Origin of the sequence: Starkeya sp. ORNL1 (assembly GCF_012971745.1) — a bacterium.
GTDB lineage: Bacteria > Pseudomonadota > Alphaproteobacteria > Rhizobiales > Xanthobacteraceae > Ancylobacter.
In genome coordinates, this window is the sequence record NZ_CP048834.1 from 2,747,652 (window position 1) to 2,763,286 (window position 15,635).

13 protein-coding genes are annotated in these 15,635 nt (G+C 67.3%); 10 read left to right on the plus strand and 3 right to left on the minus strand.

Annotated elements, in window-relative coordinates; translation table 11 throughout:
* Positions 1 to 26: 26 nt before the first annotated feature.
* From G3545_RS13095 to folD, 5 genes are all read left to right on the plus strand, one after another.
* The gene (locus G3545_RS13095) at positions 27 to 290 is read left to right on the plus strand and encodes a sarcosine oxidase subunit delta (protein WP_170013237.1); all 264 of its coding nucleotides are present in this window, start codon (positions 27 to 29) and stop codon (positions 288 to 290) included.
* Entirely contained in the window at positions 287 to 3,253 is a 2,967-nt protein-coding gene (locus G3545_RS13100) for a sarcosine oxidase subunit alpha family protein (protein ID WP_170013239.1), read from the plus strand. The genes G3545_RS13095 and G3545_RS13100 overlap by 4 nt, the downstream gene beginning before the upstream one ends.
* A 141-nt stretch (positions 3,254 to 3,394) precedes the next feature.
* Positions 3,395 to 3,994 (plus strand): sarcosine oxidase subunit gamma family protein, encoded by a 600-nt coding sequence (locus G3545_RS13105; protein ID WP_170013241.1) that lies wholly within the window; start codon positions 3,395 to 3,397, stop codon positions 3,992 to 3,994.
* A 106-nt stretch (positions 3,995 to 4,100) separates the two neighbouring features.
* On the plus strand, positions 4,101 to 4,964 hold the full coding sequence (gene purU, locus G3545_RS13110) for a formyltetrahydrofolate deformylase (RefSeq protein WP_170013243.1): 864 nt from the start codon (positions 4,101 to 4,103) through the stop codon (positions 4,962 to 4,964).
* A 4-nt stretch (positions 4,965 to 4,968) separates the two neighbouring features.
* Positions 4,969 to 5,850, plus strand: a complete 882-nt coding sequence (folD, locus tag G3545_RS13115; protein ID WP_170013245.1) for a bifunctional methylenetetrahydrofolate dehydrogenase/methenyltetrahydrofolate cyclohydrolase FolD — start codon at positions 4,969 to 4,971, stop codon at positions 5,848 to 5,850.
* Positions 5,851 to 5,966: 116 nt separating this feature from the next.
* On the opposite strand, the gene G3545_RS13120 is transcribed toward folD, so the two are convergent.
* Both G3545_RS13120 and sthA read right to left on the minus strand, forming a co-directional pair.
* Positions 5,967 to 7,319 (minus strand): MFS transporter, encoded by a 1,353-nt coding sequence (locus G3545_RS13120; protein WP_170013247.1) that lies wholly within the window; start codon positions 7,317 to 7,319, stop codon positions 5,967 to 5,969.
* Between the two features lie 283 nt (positions 7,320 to 7,602).
* Complete coding sequence (gene sthA, locus G3545_RS13125) at positions 7,603 to 8,997, minus strand: Si-specific NAD(P)(+) transhydrogenase (protein ID WP_170013249.1); 1,395 nt, start codon at positions 8,995 to 8,997, stop codon at positions 7,603 to 7,605.
* A 164-nt stretch (positions 8,998 to 9,161) separates the two neighbouring features.
* Between sthA and G3545_RS13130 the strand changes: the two genes are divergently transcribed.
* The 5 genes from G3545_RS13130 (at position 9,162) to glnT (ending at position 14,509) form a co-directional block, all read left to right on the plus strand.
* The gene (locus tag G3545_RS13130; protein ID WP_170013251.1) at positions 9,162 to 9,821 is read left to right on the plus strand and encodes an XRE family transcriptional regulator; all 660 of its coding nucleotides are present in this window, start codon (positions 9,162 to 9,164) and stop codon (positions 9,819 to 9,821) included.
* Positions 9,822 to 10,058: 237 nt separating this feature from the next.
* Positions 10,059 to 10,958: a glutamine amidotransferase family protein gene (locus tag G3545_RS13135; protein ID WP_170013253.1), complete on the plus strand. Its 900-nt coding sequence runs from the start codon at positions 10,059 to 10,061 to the stop codon at positions 10,956 to 10,958.
* The gene (locus G3545_RS13140) at positions 10,955 to 11,677 is read left to right on the plus strand and encodes a protein glxC (RefSeq protein WP_170013254.1); all 723 of its coding nucleotides are present in this window, start codon (positions 10,955 to 10,957) and stop codon (positions 11,675 to 11,677) included. Before G3545_RS13135 ends, G3545_RS13140 begins: the two co-directional genes overlap by 4 nt.
* Positions 11,678 to 11,685: 8 nt before the next feature.
* A complete protein-coding gene (locus tag G3545_RS13145; protein WP_170013256.1) occupies positions 11,686 to 13,035 on the plus strand; it encodes an FMN-binding glutamate synthase family protein in 1,350 nt (449 codons plus the stop codon).
* Between the two features lie 172 nt (positions 13,036 to 13,207).
* Positions 13,208 to 14,509 (plus strand): type III glutamate--ammonia ligase, encoded by a 1,302-nt coding sequence (glnT, locus tag G3545_RS13150; protein WP_170013258.1) that lies wholly within the window; start codon positions 13,208 to 13,210, stop codon positions 14,507 to 14,509.
* Positions 14,510 to 14,613: 104 nt separating this feature from the next.
* Here the strand turns inward: glnT and G3545_RS13155 are convergent, their stop codons facing one another.
* Positions 14,614 to 15,372: a DUF1194 domain-containing protein gene (locus tag G3545_RS13155; RefSeq protein WP_170013260.1), complete on the minus strand. Its 759-nt coding sequence runs from the start codon at positions 15,370 to 15,372 to the stop codon at positions 14,614 to 14,616.
* Between the last annotated feature and the right edge of the window lie 263 nt (positions 15,373 to 15,635).

A 15,635-nucleotide genomic window follows, 5' to 3' on the forward strand; every position in this document is an offset into this window, starting at 1 on the left:
CATCTGGCGCGACCGGAGTTTGCCTGATGCGCATTCCCTGTCCCTATTGCGGCGAGCGCGATGCGCATGAGTTCGCCTATCTCGGCGATGCGACGGTGATGCGGCCTGATCCGGCGGCGCCCGACGCTGAGGCGCGCTTCCACGACTATGTCTATCTGCGCGACAATCCGGCCGGCGCGCATGCGGAGTGGTGGTACCACGCCTCCGGCTGCCGCCAGTGGGTGAAAGTCGCCCGCGACACCCGCACTCATGCCATTGCCGGCGCGGATCTCGCGAGGCCGGCGCCATGAGCCGTCTCGCCAAGCGCGCGCTGGTCGACCGTTCGCGCACGATTGGCTTCAGCTTCGACGGCAAGGCCTATCGTGGCCATCCCGGCGACACGCTGGCCTCGGCGCTGCTGGCGAATGATGTGCGCCTCGTCGGGCGCTCGTTCAAATATCACCGTCCACGCGGCATCCTCACGGCCGGCTCGGAGGAGCCGAACGCGCTGGTCGAATTGCGCAGCGGCGCACACCGCGAGCCGAATACGCGGGCGACCACGGTCGAGCTTTATGAGGGGCTGGATGCCGCCAGCCAGAACCGCTGGCCCTCGCTCGCCTTCGATGTACTGTCGCTGAACGGGCTGATCGCGCCGTTCCTCGGTGCCGGCTTCTACTACAAGACCTTCATGTGGCCGGCGAGCTTCTGGGAGAAGCACTACGAGCCCTTCATCCGCCGCGCCGCCGGGCTCGGCGGCGGCGCCGAAGAGGCCGATCCGGACCATTACGAGAAGGCCAACGCCTTCTGCGACGTACTGGTGATCGGCGCCGGGCCGGCCGGGCTGATGGCGGCGCTCACCGCTGCGCGCGCGGGCGCTCGGGTGATCCTTGCCGACGAGGATTTCCTGCCCGGCGGCCGGCTCAACGCCGAGGCGCGCGAGGTCGGCGGCGAGGCGGGTTGGGGTTTCGCCGCGCGGATCACGGCCGAGCTGGCCTCGATGCCGAACGTGCGGCTGATGACGCGCACCACCGTGTTCGGCGTCTATGATGGCGGCATTTATGGCGCACTGGAGCGCGTCGCGGACCATGTTGCCGAGCCGGCGCCGTACCAGCCGCGCCAGCGGCTGTGGCGCATCCATGCCAGGCGCGCCGTGCTGGCGGCCGGCGCTACCGAGCGCAGCATCGTGTTCCGCGGCAATGACCGGCCCGGCGTGATGATGGCCGGCGCGGTGCAGGCCTATGCCAACCGCTTCGGCGTCGGCACCGCGCGGCGGCTCGCGGTGTTCGCGAACAACGACACGGCATGGCGTGCCGCCTTCGATGCGGCCGCCGCCGGCATCGAGGTCGCCGCGATCATCGATGTGCGCGACCAGGTAGCGCCCGCGCTGGCCGACGAGGCGCAGCGGCGCAGCATTCGCGGCCTCTTCAAGGGCGCGGTGACGGCGACGCGCGGCGGACGCTCGCTGCGCGAGATCGACATCGCGGTCGACGGCGTCAACGACACGCTGGCGGTGGACGGGCTCGCGGTCTCCGGCGGCTGGTCGCCGAACGTCCATCTGACCTGCCATCATGGCGGCAAGCCGGTATGGAACGCGGAAATCGCCGCCTTCGTGCCGGGCACCGCGCCCCCTGGCTTGAGCGTTGCCGGAGCGGCGACCGGCCTATCCAGCCTTGCCGCCATCCTGCGGGAAGGCGCGGAGCGGGGCATGGCCGCGGCCGCCGATCTCGGTTTCTCGGGCGCCCTGCCGGACATCCCCCGCGCCGACGACATCGAGACCACGATCCAGCCGTTCTGGCACGTGGCCGGCGCCAAGGGCGATGCCTTCGTCGATCTGCAGAACGACGTCACCGCCAAGGACATCGCCATCGCTCATGCCGAGGGCTTCCGCCCGGTCGAGCACCTCAAGCGCTACACGACGCTCGGCATGGCGACCGACCAGGGCAAGACCTCGAACCTTGTCGGCCTTGCCATCATGGCCAAGCTGAGCGGCACGCGGATCTCCGAGGTCGGCACCACCATCTATCGCCCGCCCTACAGCCCGGTCGCCATCGGTGCGCTCGCCGGCCATCATCGCGGCAAGGACTTCAAGCCGACCCGCCTCACCCCGACCCACGCCTGGGCGACGCGCAACGGCGCGCGCTTCGTCGAGACCGGGCTGTGGCTGCGCGCGCAATATTTCCCGAGAGGCGATGAGGCCGACTGGCTGGAGACGGTGAACCGCGAGGTGGCGGCGGTGCGGTCCTCGGTCGGGCTGATCGACGTCTCGACCTTCGGCAAGATCGACCTGCAGGGCGTGGACGTCGGCGCCTTCCTCGATCGCGTCTATATCAACACCTTCTCGACGCTGCCGATCGGCAAGGCACGCTACGGCATCATGCTGCGCGAGGACGGCATGGTGATGGATGACGGCACCACGGCGCGCCTCGGGCCGGATCATTATGTGATGACGACCACCACCGCGAACGCGGCAAAGGTCTATCAGCACCTCGAATTCTGCCTCCAGGTGCTGTGGCCGGAGCTCGATGTCACGCTGGCCTCGGTATCCGAGCAATGGGCACAGATCGCCATTGCCGGGCCGCGCGCCCGCGACGTGCTGGCCCGCGTGGTCGATGCCGGCGTCGACGTCTCCAATGACGGGCTGCCCTTCATGGGCGCGGTGGAGGCGCAGGTGATGGACGGCGTCCGCGCCCGGCTGTTCCGCCTCTCCTTCTCCGGCGAGCTCGGCTATGAGATCGCGGTGCCGGCGCGCCACGGCGAAGCCCTGACCGAGGCGCTGATGGCGGCGGGCTCGGAGTTCGGCATCACGCCTTACGGCACCGAAGCGCTCGGCGTGATGCGGATCGAGAAGGGGCACGTCTCCGGCAATGAATTGTCAGGCCAGACCACGGCGCGCGACCTCGGCCTTGGCCGCATGGCCTCGACCAAGAAGGACTATATCGGCCGCGTCATGGCCGGCCGGCCGGGGCTGACCGATCCGGAGCGGCCGAGCCTCATCGGCTTCAAGCCGGTGGACGGCACCTCGCGGCTGCGGGCCGGGGCGCATTTCATTGCCGAGGGCAAGCCGACGGACGTCGATCATGACGAGGGCTACATGACTTCCGTGGCCTATTCGCCGACGCTCGGGCACTGGATCGGGCTCGGCCTCCTCAAGCGGGGACCGGAGCGCATCGGCGAGCGGGTACGGGCCTGTGACCCGGTCCGCGGCGGCGATGTGCTGGTCGACGTCTGCGCGCCCGGCTTCGTCGATCCGGACGGGGAGCGGCTGCGTGGATAAAGCCATGAAGTCGTCATCCCGGACGCGGCGCAGCCGCGAGCCGGGATCGTGCGACAGAAGAGGGTCCTCTTTCGGCAGGCGATCCCGGCTCGGCGCGCCTGCGGCGCTTGGCCGGGATGACGAATATTTGGAAGCTTCGTGATGAGCACCCTGCTGGACCGACTGCCGATCGATGCCATGGCGCCGTTCGGTGTCTATGGCCGCTCCGGTGAGCCGGGCGTCGTGGCCGTGGTGCGCGAGGATCTTGCCATTGCCACGCTGGCTGCGCGCCACGGGACGGCCGGCGCTTTGAAAGCGCGTGTGGAAACGGCGTTCGGCCTGACGCTGGCTGACGGGCCGCGCGCCGCCGGCGGGCCTGACCTCGCGCTGCTCGGCACCGCGCCGGGGCGCTGGCTCGCGGTCTCGCAGACGCGCGCCGATCTCGCCGACGAGCTTGCCGACGCGCTCAGTGAGGAGGCCGCGATCACCGAGCAGAGCGACGCGGTCATCGCCTTCGATCTCGCCGGCCCGCGCGTTCTCGACCTGCTCGCCAAGGGCGTGATGGTCGACCTCGACCCGGCGGTCTTCAAGCCGGGCGACGTCGCCGTCACCGACATGGCCCATATCGGCGCGACGCTGTGGCGCACAGCCGAGACCGGCTACCGGGTGCTGGTCGCGCGCAGCTTCGCTCCCGCCTTTTCGCGCTTCCTTGTCGCCAGCGCGGCGGAATACGGCCTCCGGCTCGATCCCGGACGAGGTTGACGGCGGCGCGGCGCGCGCTTCCCTCCCGCCCGCATTTTCCCTAATACCGCCCGGAGAGGTGTCGCACCGCGATGTGCGCTGCCCTGGGCCTGCGACGAGAACTCAGATGACCGACGAACATTTCGTGCTCACGCTCTCCTGCCCGAACCGGCCCGGCATCGTCGCCGGCGTCGCCACCTTCCTGTTCGAGCAGGGCTGCAACATCCTCGACGCCCAGCAGTTCGACGACACCGAGAGCGGCCGCTTCTTCATGCGGGTGGTGTTCAACCGCGTCGAGGGTGAGGCCAGTTTCGATGCCATCAAGGGCGGCTTCAAAGTGGTTGCCGAAGGGCTCAAGCTCGACTGGCAGATGCGCGCGCGCAGCGAGAAGCGCCGGGTGATGCTGCTGGTCTCGAAGTTCGACCATTGCCTCGCCGACCTGCTCTATCGCTGGCGCATCGGCGAGATCTCGATGGAAATCGCCGCCATCGCCTCGAACTATCCGCGCGAGACGTACGCGCATCTCGATTTCGCAGGCATCCCGTTCCACTATCTGCCCGTCACCAAGGCGACCAAGATGGAGCAGGAGGCGCAGCTCTGGGCGTTGTTCCAGTCCTCGGGCTCCGAGGTCGCGGTGCTCGCCCGCTACATGCAGGTGCTCTCGGATGGACTCTCGGCCAAGCTCGCCGGGCGTTGCATCAACATCCACCACTCCTTCCTGCCCGGCTTCAAGGGCGCCAAGCCCTATCACCAGGCGCATTCGCGCGGCGTGAAGCTGATCGGCGCCACGGCGCATTACGTGACCTCCGACCTCGATGAGGGCCCGATCATCGAGCAGGACGTCGAGCGCATCAGCCACCAGGATTCCGCCGAGGATCTGGTGCGCAAGGGCCGCGACATCGAGCGCCGCGTGCTGGCCCGTGCGCTGGCCTGGCACCTCGATGACCGGGTGCTGACGAACGGTCACAAGACCGTTGTGTTCCGGGACTGACGCCATGGTGGAAACCCGACGGATCGACGGCAAGGCGTTCGCGGAAGGGCTTCGGGCGCGGATCGGGAAGGAAGTCACCGGCTTCCTCGCCGAGACCGGGGTGCGGCCCGGCCTTGCCGTGGTGCTGGTGGGCGAGGATCCCGCCAGCTCGGTCTATGTGCGCAACAAGGCGAAGCAAACGGCGGAAGCCGGCATGGCCTCGTTCGAATACAAGCTGCCGGCCGACGAGCCGGAAGCCGCGGTTCTGGCGCTGGTCGAGGCGCTGAACCGCGACCCGGGCGTGCACGGCATCCTCGTGCAATTGCCCCTGCCGGCGCATATCGACGCGCAAAAGGTGCTCGCCACCATCGATCCGGCCAAGGATGTCGACGGCTTCCATGTGGTGAATGCCGGCCGGCTCGCGATCGGGCTGGAGGCGCTGGTGCCCTGCACGCCGCTCGGCTGCGTGATGCTGCTGAAGCACGAGCTTGGCCCGCTCGCCGGGCTGAAGGCGGTGGTGCTCGGCCGCTCCAACATCGTCGGCAAGCCGGTGGCGCAATTGCTGCTGCGCGAGGACTGTACGGTGACCATCGCCCATTCGCGCACCCGCGACCTGCCGGGCGAATGCCGGCAGGCCGACATCCTCATCGCCGCCGTCGGGCGTCCGGAGATGGTGCGCGGCGACTGGATCAAGCCGGGCGCCACGGTGATCGATGTCGGCATCAACCGAGTAGTGGGGGATGCCGGCACGTCACGCCTCGTCGGCGACGTCGCGTTTGCGGAAGCGCAGGGCATTGCCGGGGCGATCACCCCGGTGCCCGGCGGCGTCGGCCCGATGACCATCGCGTGCCTGCTGCAGAACACGCTGACGGCGGCGCGGCGGATCCAACGAGCGACATCATCCTGAGGCGTGAGCGCAGCGAGCCTCGAAGGATGCTGAAGCCGAGCAATGATCATCGGCTTGAACATCCTTCGAGGCTCGGGCATTGCCCGAGCACCTCAGGATGACGTGGCTCTCTGAAATCACGCCTCGATGTCGACGTGCTGGGTTTCCTTGCCGAGCAGCAGGGCGATCAGGGTCAGGCAGGCCATCGAGGACAGGTAGACCCCGACCCAGAACGGGCTTCCCGCCCCGGCCTGCCACAGCGCCACGGCGATGAAGGGCGCGACCGCGGCGCCGAGGATCGACGAGACATTGTAGGAAATGCCGGAGCCGGTGTAGCGCACATTGGCCGGGAACAGCTCGGGCAGCAGCGCGCCCATAGGGCCGAAGGTCATGCCCATCAGGCTGAAGCCGAGGATCAACCACGCCATCACGCCGACCGGGCCAACCGAGAGCATCGGCACCCAGATGAGGCCGAACACGATGATGGCGAGGGTGATGCAGATCAGCGTGCGGCGGCGCCCCCAGCGATCCGCCCAGGGGCCGGACAGCAGGGTGAAGATGCCGAAGAACACCACGCCGCCGATCATCATCAGCACGAAGGTGCGGTAGTCATAACCGAGGCCAGGCACAGCAGCGGTCGGCGAGGCGCGGCCATAGCTGAGCGAGAAGGTCGTCATCAGATAGAAAAGCACATAAGTCGCCAGCATGTAGAAGGTGCCGAGGATCAGCTCGCGCCAATTGTTCTGGAACGCCGCCGCCAGCGGCACGCGCTGCACCTGCCCGGTCTTCACCGTCTTCTCGAAGGCGGTGCTCTCGACCAGATTGAGCCGGACCCAGAGCCCGACCACCACCATCACCACCGAGAACAGGAACGGAATGCGCCAGCCCCAGTCAAGGAAGGCCTGCGACGGGCGGGACGGATCGTCGGAGGGCAGCACGGCGGCAATCAGCAAGAATAGGCCGTTGGCGATGATGAAGCCGATCGGCGCGCCGAGCTGTGGGAAGGTACCGAACATGGCGCGCTTGCCGGCCGGGGCGTTCTCGGTGGCGACGAGAGCCGCCCCGCTCCATTCGCCGCCGAGGGCGAAGCCCTGGGCGAGGCGCAGCACGACGAGGAGCGCCGGGGCCAGCCAGCCGGCCACCGCATAGGTCGGCAGCGCGCCGATCAGGAAGGTGGCGACGCCCATGGTGAGTAGCGCACCGACGAGGGTGACCTTGCGACCGCGCTTGTCGCCGAGATGGCCGAAGAAGATCGCGCCCAGCGGGCGCGCCACCATTGCCGCGCCGAACACCGCCAGCGAGGCGAGCAGCGCCACCGTGTCGTTGCCGGTCGGGAAGAACAGATGCGGGAACACCAGCACCGCCGCCGTGGCATAGACGTAGAAATCATAGAACTCGATCGTCGTGCCGATCAGGCTGGCGAGGATGACGCGCGAGCGCGGATTGGCGACGGAAGGCTGCGGGCGTTCCGCGGTGGCGGCGATGGACATGGACGGGAAGGCTCCGAACGGGGCGCGGCGACAGCAGATGCTGGAGCAAATTCTGATCGCAAAAGTCATTCAACTTTTGCGGAATATGCTCCGGCCGGCTGTTGCGCCCGTAAGTTTCGCGGGCCGGCGTGCTACGCCCCGGCGCCCGCAAGCGACTGGGCGCCGTCATATACCCGGAGGCGATCGGATTGAACGGCCTTTCGGCCGCTTCCTATAATTCCATGGTCGAATTCACGGCCCGGACGAAACAAACTTTCGTGTCGTGAACCCGTCCTGATACCGCCTACCCCCTCGCCATGCGGTTCCACGCATCCAGCCCGGCGATCTTGTAGGCTTCGGCGAGGGTCGGGTAGTTGAAGGTGTTCTCGATGAAATAGTCGATGGTGCCTTTGAGGTTCAGCACCGCCTGGCCGATATGGATCAGCTCGGTGGCGCCCTCGCCGACGATATGCACGCCGAGCAGACGCCGGGTCTTCACCGAGAAGATCATCTTCATCATGCCGGTGCTCAGCCCCATGATGTGGCCGCGCGAGGTCTCGCGGAACCGGGCGATGCCGCACTCGTAGGGGATTTCGCGCTTCCTCACCTCCTCCTCGGTCATGCCCACCGTCGATATCTCCGGCACCGAATAGATGCCATAGGGGAAGAATTCCGGCGGCGGCGGCGGCGCGAGGCCGAAGGCGTGGCACGCGGCGAGGCGGCCCTGCTCCATCGAGGTCGAGGCGAGGCTCGGGAAGCCGATGACGTCGCCGGCCGCATAGATGTGCTCCACCGAGGTCTGCAGCGTCTTGGGATCGACCTTGATGCGGTTGCGATGGTCGACCTCGATGCCGGCGGACTCCAGGCTCAGGCTGTCGGTGGCGCCGACGCGGCCGGCGGCGAACAGCAGCATCTCCGAGACCACGGTGCGCCCGTCGGAGAGCCGCGCCACGGGCTTGCCCTGCGGATCGAATTTGATCTCCTCGACCTTGGAACCGAGCCGCAGCAGCACATTGCGATCGCGCAGTTCGTGGGTGAATTCCTCGATCAGTTCCTTGTCGATGAAGTCGAGGAAGCTGCCGCGCGGTTCGATCAGCGTTACCTGCACGTCCAGCGCCGAGAAGATGGTGGCGTATTCGACGCCGATGACGCCGGCGCCGATCACGGTGAGGCTGCGCGGCAGGCGCGGCAGCTCGATGATCTCGTCGCTGTCGAACACGTTCAGCCCGTTGAACGGGACGTAGTCCGGCCGGAACGGCTTGGTGCCGCAGGAAATCAGCAGATATTCGCCGGTGACGACATGGTTGTCGCCATTCTCGCTCATCACCTCGACCGAATGCGGCGAGGTGAAGCGGGCCTCGCCGCGCATCATCTTCACGCCGTTGCGGTTGAACTGATGCTCCAGCACCTCAACCTCATGGTCGAGCGTCTTGTGCAGGCGAGCCAAGAGGTCGGAGGCCTCGATATCCTGCTTGACGCGGTAGGAGCGGCCATAGAAGCCGCGCTCGCGCCAGCCGGAGAGGTTCAGCACCGTCTCGCGCAGCGTCTTGGAGGGGATGGTGCCGGTGTGCACCGAGACGCCGCCGACACGGCGGCCCTTCTCGACCACCAGTACCGACTTGCCGAGCTTGGCGGACTGCACGGCAGCGCGGCGCCCGGAGGGGCCGCTGCCGATGACGATCATGTCGTAATCGTACATGGAAGCTTTCACATGGCTTTAGCGGCCGGGAGGTCGCACCTGCGAAGCGATGCACGATGAATGCCAAGGTACTGTGACGGTGCATTGGCGACGTGCGTGACGGCGTCCTACCAGCCGGCTCACCTCTCGCGTAAGCTTATGCATGAATCGGGAGTTGCGACAGGGTGCCGACGAAGCCGCGCGAGAGCAGAGCCGCTGAGGGCGTGCCGGACGACCTGCGTACCGGATCGGGGGCGCCGGCCGCGGTGGAGCGCACGCTCGAACAGGCGCTCGGCCTTCAGGTGCGCACGGTGCGGCGCGGGCTCGACCTCACCGTCTCGGACCTTGCCAGCGCCGCCGGCATTTCGGTCGGCATGCTCTCGAAGATCGAGAACGGGCTGATCTCTCCCTCGCTCGGCACGCTGCAGGCGATCTCCAACGTGCTGAACGTGCCGCTCTCGACGCTGTTCGCCAGCTTCGAGGAGAAGCGCGACTGTTCCTTCGTTCCGGCCGGCCAGGGCGTGCACATCGAGCGGCGCGGCACCAAGGTCGGGCACCAGTATGAGTTGCTCGGCCATGCGCTCGGCGGCGAGGTGGCGGTGGAACCCTATCTCATCACGCTGAGCGAGGAGGCGGTGCCCTATACCGGCTTCCGCCATGCCGGGGTGGAGTTCATCCACATGCTGAGCGGCGAGGCGATCTATCGCCACGGCGACCGCGTCTATCATCTGCGCCCGGGCGACTCTCTGCTGTTCGATAGCGGCGCCAATCACGGGCCGGAGGAATTGCTGGTGCGGCCGATGACGTATCTGTCGATCATCATCTATCCGCGCGAGGTGCGGTGACCGCCATACTGAGCAACGTCATCCTGAGGCGCCGCGAAGCGGCCTCGAAGGATGTCCGTCCCGGATGAACGCCTTCTGCTTCAACATCCTTCGAGGCTCGCTGTCGCTCGCACCTCAGGATGACGTAGCTCGGCGGCTGTTTCTCTCAAGGAAAATTATATTCCCTCCCGTTGACGCCTCTCCTCCCCGCGCCTACAAGCGTCGTCAGTCATTCCCGATCATTCGGAGGCTCTGCCGATGTGCGGCATTGTCGGTCTGTTTCTCAAGGACAAGACGCTGGAGCCTGAGCTCGGCGCGCTGATCGCCGGCATGCTCGGCGTGATGTGCGACCGCGGGCCGGATTCGGCGGGTTTCGCGGTCTATGGCGCGGGCGCGCCGGGCATGGTGAAGCTCACCGTGCGTGGGCCCGAAGGCACGGACTTCGCCGTGCTCGGCGCCCGGATCGAGGCGGCCACCGACGTCCTCGTCAGCGTCTCGCCACGTGCCACCCACGCCGTGCTGACCGTGCCTGCGGCAGAGGAAGCGACGGTGCGCGCGGCGCTGGCTGAGGTGGCGCCGGAAATGCGGATCGTCGGCGCGGGATCGCGCATGGAGCTCTACAAGGAGGTCGGCCTGCCCTCGCAGGTGGCGACCCGCTTCGCGCTCGACACCATGAGCGGCACCCACGCCATCGGCCACACCCGCATGGCGACCGAAAGCGCGGTGACCACCGACGGCGCCCACCCCTTCTCTACCGGGCCGGACCAGTGCCTGGTGCACAATGGCTCGCTGTCCAACCATGCCGGGGTGCGCCGCGAGCTGGAGCGCGAGGGGCTGAGACTCGCCACCGACAATGACAGCGAAGTGGCCGCCGCCTATCTCACCCACCGCATGAAGGCGGGCGACACGCTGGGCGAGGCGCTGACCCATTCGCTCGACGATCTCGACGGCTTCTATACCTTCGTGGTCGGCACCGAGAGCGGCTTCGGCGTGCTGCGCGATCCGATCGCCTGCAAGCCGGCCGTGCTGGCCGAGACCGACCGCTATGTCGCCTTCGGCTCGGAATATCGCGCCCTCGTCGACCTGCCGGGCATCGAGCATGCCAAGGTCTGGGAGCCGGAGCCGGGCAAGGTCTATTTCTGGGAACACGCAGCATGAGTGTGCTGGAACTCGATACGCCGACGGGCGCGCGCGTCGTCGATCTTTCGACGTCGAGCGTGCGCGAGCTGAACGCCGCGCTGCACGCCTTGAAGGCTGACACCAACGCCACAAGGTGGCAGGTGCTCAATCCGCGCGGCCGGCACGCGCTCGCTGCCGGCATCGACGCCCCTGTCACCGTCGAGATCGACGGCCATGCCGGCTATTACTGCGCCGGCATGAACAAGCTCGCCACGGTGATCGTGAACGGCAATGCCGGCGTCGGCGTCGCCGAGAACATCATGTCGGGCCTCGTCCATGTGAAGGGCGACGCCAGCCAGTCCGCCGGCGCCACCGGCTGCGGCGGTCTCATCATCATCGATGGCAATGCCTCGGCGCGCTGCGGCATCTCGATGAAGGGCGTCGACATCGTGGTGAAGGGCTCGGTCGGCCATATGAGCGCCTTCATGGCGCAGGCCGGCGCGCTGGTGGTGCTTGGGGATGCCGGCGAGGCGCTCGGCGACAGCCTCTATGAGGCGAAGCTGTTCGTGCGCGGCTCGGTGGCGAGCTTAGGGGCCGACTGCATCGAGAAGGGGTTGCGCGACGAGCATCGCGCTCTGCTGGCCAGCAAGCTGGAAGCCGCCGGAATCCTTGGCGAAGTCGATATCGGCGAGTTCCGCCGCTACGGCTCGGGCCGCACGCTCTATCATTTCCACGTCGACAACGTGTCGAGCTACTGAGGCCGGCGATGAACGACATCACCAACACGCCGCGCAAACCGCCGCAGACCTTGCCCCGCGCTTCGGCGACCTTCGATGAATACACGCTCTCGGAGATCCGCCGCGCGGCGGCGACCGGCATCTATGACATTCGCGGCGGCGGGGCGAAGCGCAAGGTCCCGCATTTCGACGACCTGCTGTTCCTCGGCGCCTCGATCTCGCGCTATCCGCTGGAAGGCTATCGCGAGAAGTGCTCGACCGAGGTCGTGCTCGGCACCCGCTTCGCCAGGAAGCCGATCGAATTGAAGATCCCGGTCACCATTGCCGGCATGAGCTTCGGTTCGCTCTCCGCCAATGCCAAGGAGGCGCTGGGACGCGGCGCCTCGGCGATGGGCACTTCGACCACCACCGGCGATGGCGGCATGACCAATGAGGAGCGCGGCCACTCCTCCAAGCTGGTCTATCAGTACCTGCCCTCGCGCTACGGCATGAACCCGGACGATCTGCGCCGCGCCGACGCCATCGAGGTGGTGGTCGGCCAGGGCGCCAAGCCCGGCGGCGGCGGCATGCTGCTCGGCCAGAAGATCACCGAGCGCGTCGCGAGCATGCGCACGCTGCCGGCCGGCATCGATCAGCGCTCGGCCTGCCGCCATCCGGACTGGACCGGGCCGGACGATCTCGAGATCAAGATCGAAGAATTGCGCGAGATCACCGACTGGGAAAAGCCGATCTATGTGAAGGTCGGCGCGGCGCGGCCCTATTACGACACCGCGCTGGCGGTGAAGTCCGGCGCCGACGTGGTCGTCGTCGACGGCATGCAGGGCGGCACCGCGGCGACGCAGGAAGTGTTCATCGAGAATGTCGGCATCCCGACGCTGGCGGCGGTGCGGCAGGCGGTGAAGGCGCTGCAGGAGCTCGGCATGCACCGCAAGGTGCAGCTCATCGTCTCCGGCGGCATCCGCAACGGCGCCGATGTGGCGAAAGCGCTGGCGCTCGGGGCCGACGCGGTCGCCATCGGCACCGCGGCGCTGGTGGCGCTCGGCGACAACGACCCGCATTACGCCGCCGAGTACGAGGCGCTCGGCACCCGCGCCGGCGCCTATGACGACTGGCACGAGGGCCGCGACCCCGCCGGCATCACCACGCAGGACCCGGCGCTGATGGCGCGGCTCGATCCTGTCGCCGCCGGCCGCCGGCTCGCCAATTATCTCGCCGTGCTGACGCTGGAGGCGCAGACCATCGCCCGCGCCTGCGGCAAGAGCCATGTGCACAATCTGGAGCCGGAGGACCTCGTCGCGCTGACCATCGAGGCGGCAGCGATGGCGCAGGTCCCGCTGGCGGGGACGGACTGGATACCGGGGAAGAACGGAACTTTCTGAACGAACATCCTTCAAGGCCGGCCGTTGGCCGGCACCTCAGGATGACGTCGCTTTTAGAACCACGTCATCCTGAGGTGCGAGCGCAGCGAGCCTCGAAGGATGCTGAAGCCGAGCGCCGCGCACGACGCACGACACGAGCCCGGAACGGGCCGCAGGGGAACAGGACCGACGAATGGCTACCGATCTGGCGAAGGTCGCGAAGGACCGCGGCATCAAGTATTTCCTCATCTCCTATGTCGATCTGTTCGGCGGGCTGCGCGCCAAGCTGGTGCCGGCGCAGGCGATCGGCGAGATGCAGAAGGCGGGCGCCGGCTTTGCCGGCTTCGCCACCTGGCTGGACATGACGCCGGCCGATCCCGACCTGTTCGCCGTGCCCGATCCCGACAGCCTGATCCAGCTGCCCTGGAAGCCGGAGATCGGCTGGCTCGCCTCCGACCTCGTGATGAATGACGAGCTGGTCGCCCAGGCACCGCGCAACGTGCTGAAGAACACGCTGATGGGTGCCGATTCCATCGGCTACCAGATGAAGACCGGCGTCGAGTGCGAGTATTTCCTCATCACTCCGGATGCCTCGGGCATCTCCGATCCCGCCGATAATGCGCCCAAGCCCTGCTACGACCAGTCGGCCCTGATGCGCCGCTTCGACGTCATCAGCGAAATCTCCGACGCCATGCTGACGCTCGGCTGGGGCTGCTACCAGAACGACCATGAGGACGCCAACGGCCAGTTCGAGATGAACTGGACCTATGACGACGCCCTCATCACCGCCGACCGCCACGTGTTCTTCAAATACATGGTCAAGTCGATCGCCGAGAAGCACGGGCTGCGCGCCACCTTCATGCCCAAGCCCTTCATCGACCTCACCGGCTCGGGCTGCCACATGCACACCTCGCTGTGGCAGGGCGACACCAACGTGTTCGCCGATCCCGATGGCGAGCTTGGCCTGTCTGAGATCGGCTATCACTTCATCGGCGGGCTGATCCACTCGGCCGATGCGATCTGCGCCATCACCAACCCGACGGTGAACAGCTACAAGCGCATCAATGCGCCGCGCACCGTCTCCGGTGCCACCTGGGCGCCCAACACAGTGACCTATACCGGCAATAACCGCACCCACATGATCCGCATCCCCGATGCCGGGCGGTTCGAGTTCCGTCTCGCCGACGGCGCGGCGAACCCTTATCTGCTCCCCGCCGCAGTGCTCGCCGCCGGCCTCGACGGCGTGCAGAACCAGCGCGATCCGGGCAAGCGGCTCGACATCAACATGTACACCGAGGGCCACAAGGTGCGCGGCGCCAAGCGGCTGCCGCTGAACCTGCTCGACGCGCTGCGCGCGCTCGCCCGTTCCAACGTGCTGCGCTCCGCGCTCGGCGCCCCGCTCATCGACGGCTATCTCAAGCTGAAGAGCGAGGAATGGAACTCCTACGCCCGCCATCTCACCCAGTGGGAGCGCGACAACACGCTGGATATTTGAGAGCACGCAATTCCGCTGTCATGGCCGGGCTTGTCTCGGCCTCTGAGGCACTGTCAGGAATCGAGATCCCCGGCACGAGGCCGGGGATGACGACCGATCTGGATTTACCGGCGGAAATCCGGTTCGCTCAGCGCCGAGAAATCGGCGCCGCCCGGTGGGGTACCGGCGATCTCGCGGATCAGCTTGTGGCGGATCGCCTCGCTATAGGCATCCATCGCGGTGATCGGCACGATGAAACTATCCGGCCCGCCGATCACCTCATCCACGAAGTACGCGGTCAGTTCGCCCGGCGCAAAGACGGTGATATCCCCGGCGACCTGCTGCGGCTCATGATAGACGATCGGCAGGCCATTTATGGTGATGCCGCGGGCCAGCGCCTGGGCGCGTGCCACATCGAGCGGCCGGCCGCGATTGGAGATGCCGTCGCCGGAAATGTCGATGACGCGGCGATCGCCGACATAGCCGTTGATATCGAAAAGCCCGGAGCAGAATTCCAGTGCCTCGCCCATTGCGGTGCCGAACGTCATGCGGCCCGGAGAGGTCTTGTCCAACCTGTCAGCAAAGGCGGCGGCCGCTGCCGGCCCGTCGATCAGCGTCCACGGCACGACGACGCGCTGGCGGCCCTCGCCGCCCCACTCGACATAGATGACGGCGATGCGCCCGCGCACGCCACGCATGATCGCGCGCTGCACCTCGGCATCGCGGAAGGCGGCGACGAATCCACCGAGCTGCAGCGCCTTCTCCTGGCGGTCCATCGAGGTCGACACGTCCGACGCGATGACCAGCTCGAGATCCACCTCGTCGCGGCCTGCCGGCTCGCCAAGGCTCGGCCCAGCCGCGGCCCGGCTGTCGGCCCACGCCACGGCAAGGCCGCCCGGCGTGCTCGCGCCAAACAGTATTGCGGCGGCGCAGATGGCGCCCCGAACGAATCGTCCGGACAATGAATTCGCAGGCCCCCGCAACACGAATTGTCCCTGTTTCCGCCCGTTCCCTGTTCGGCGCGGCAGTTCCGTACAGCGCCCGCCCCCGGACGCCCGAAACAGCACGCCAGTTCCCGCCGCCGGCCCGCTCAACGGTCGGCAGCGCGCAAAAAGTGCTGCAAGATTGTTGCGCCATTGTTTGATTT

Excerpts from the sequence above, each read along its gene's own strand:
- purU (WP_170013243.1), top strand. The coding sequence starts at position 4,101 with ATGACCGACGAACATTTCGTGCTCACGCTCTCCTGCCCGAACCGGCCC.
- G3545_RS13100 (WP_170013239.1), top strand. The coding sequence starts at position 287 with ATGAGCCGTCTCGCCAAGCGCGCGCTGGTCGACCGTTCGCGCACGATT.
- G3545_RS13140 (WP_170013254.1), top strand. The coding sequence starts at position 10,955 with ATGAGTGTGCTGGAACTCGATACGCCGACGGGCGCGCGCGTCGTCGAT.
- G3545_RS13135 (WP_170013253.1), top strand. The coding sequence starts at position 10,059 with ATGTGCGGCATTGTCGGTCTGTTTCTCAAGGACAAGACGCTGGAGCCT.
- G3545_RS13105 (WP_170013241.1), top strand. The coding sequence starts at position 3,395 with ATGAGCACCCTGCTGGACCGACTGCCGATCGATGCCATGGCGCCGTTC.
- G3545_RS13095 (WP_170013237.1), top strand. The coding sequence starts at position 27 with ATGCGCATTCCCTGTCCCTATTGCGGCGAGCGCGATGCGCATGAGTTC.
- folD (WP_170013245.1), top strand. The coding sequence starts at position 4,969 with ATGGTGGAAACCCGACGGATCGACGGCAAGGCGTTCGCGGAAGGGCTT.
- G3545_RS13120 (WP_170013247.1), bottom strand. The coding sequence starts at position 7,319 with ATGTCCATCGCCGCCACCGCGGAACGCCCGCAGCCTTCCGTCGCCAAT.
- G3545_RS13145 (WP_170013256.1), top strand. The coding sequence starts at position 11,686 with ATGAACGACATCACCAACACGCCGCGCAAACCGCCGCAGACCTTGCCC.
- glnT (WP_170013258.1), top strand. The coding sequence starts at position 13,208 with ATGGCTACCGATCTGGCGAAGGTCGCGAAGGACCGCGGCATCAAGTAT.
- sthA (WP_170013249.1), bottom strand. The coding sequence starts at position 8,997 with ATGTACGATTACGACATGATCGTCATCGGCAGCGGCCCCTCCGGGCGC.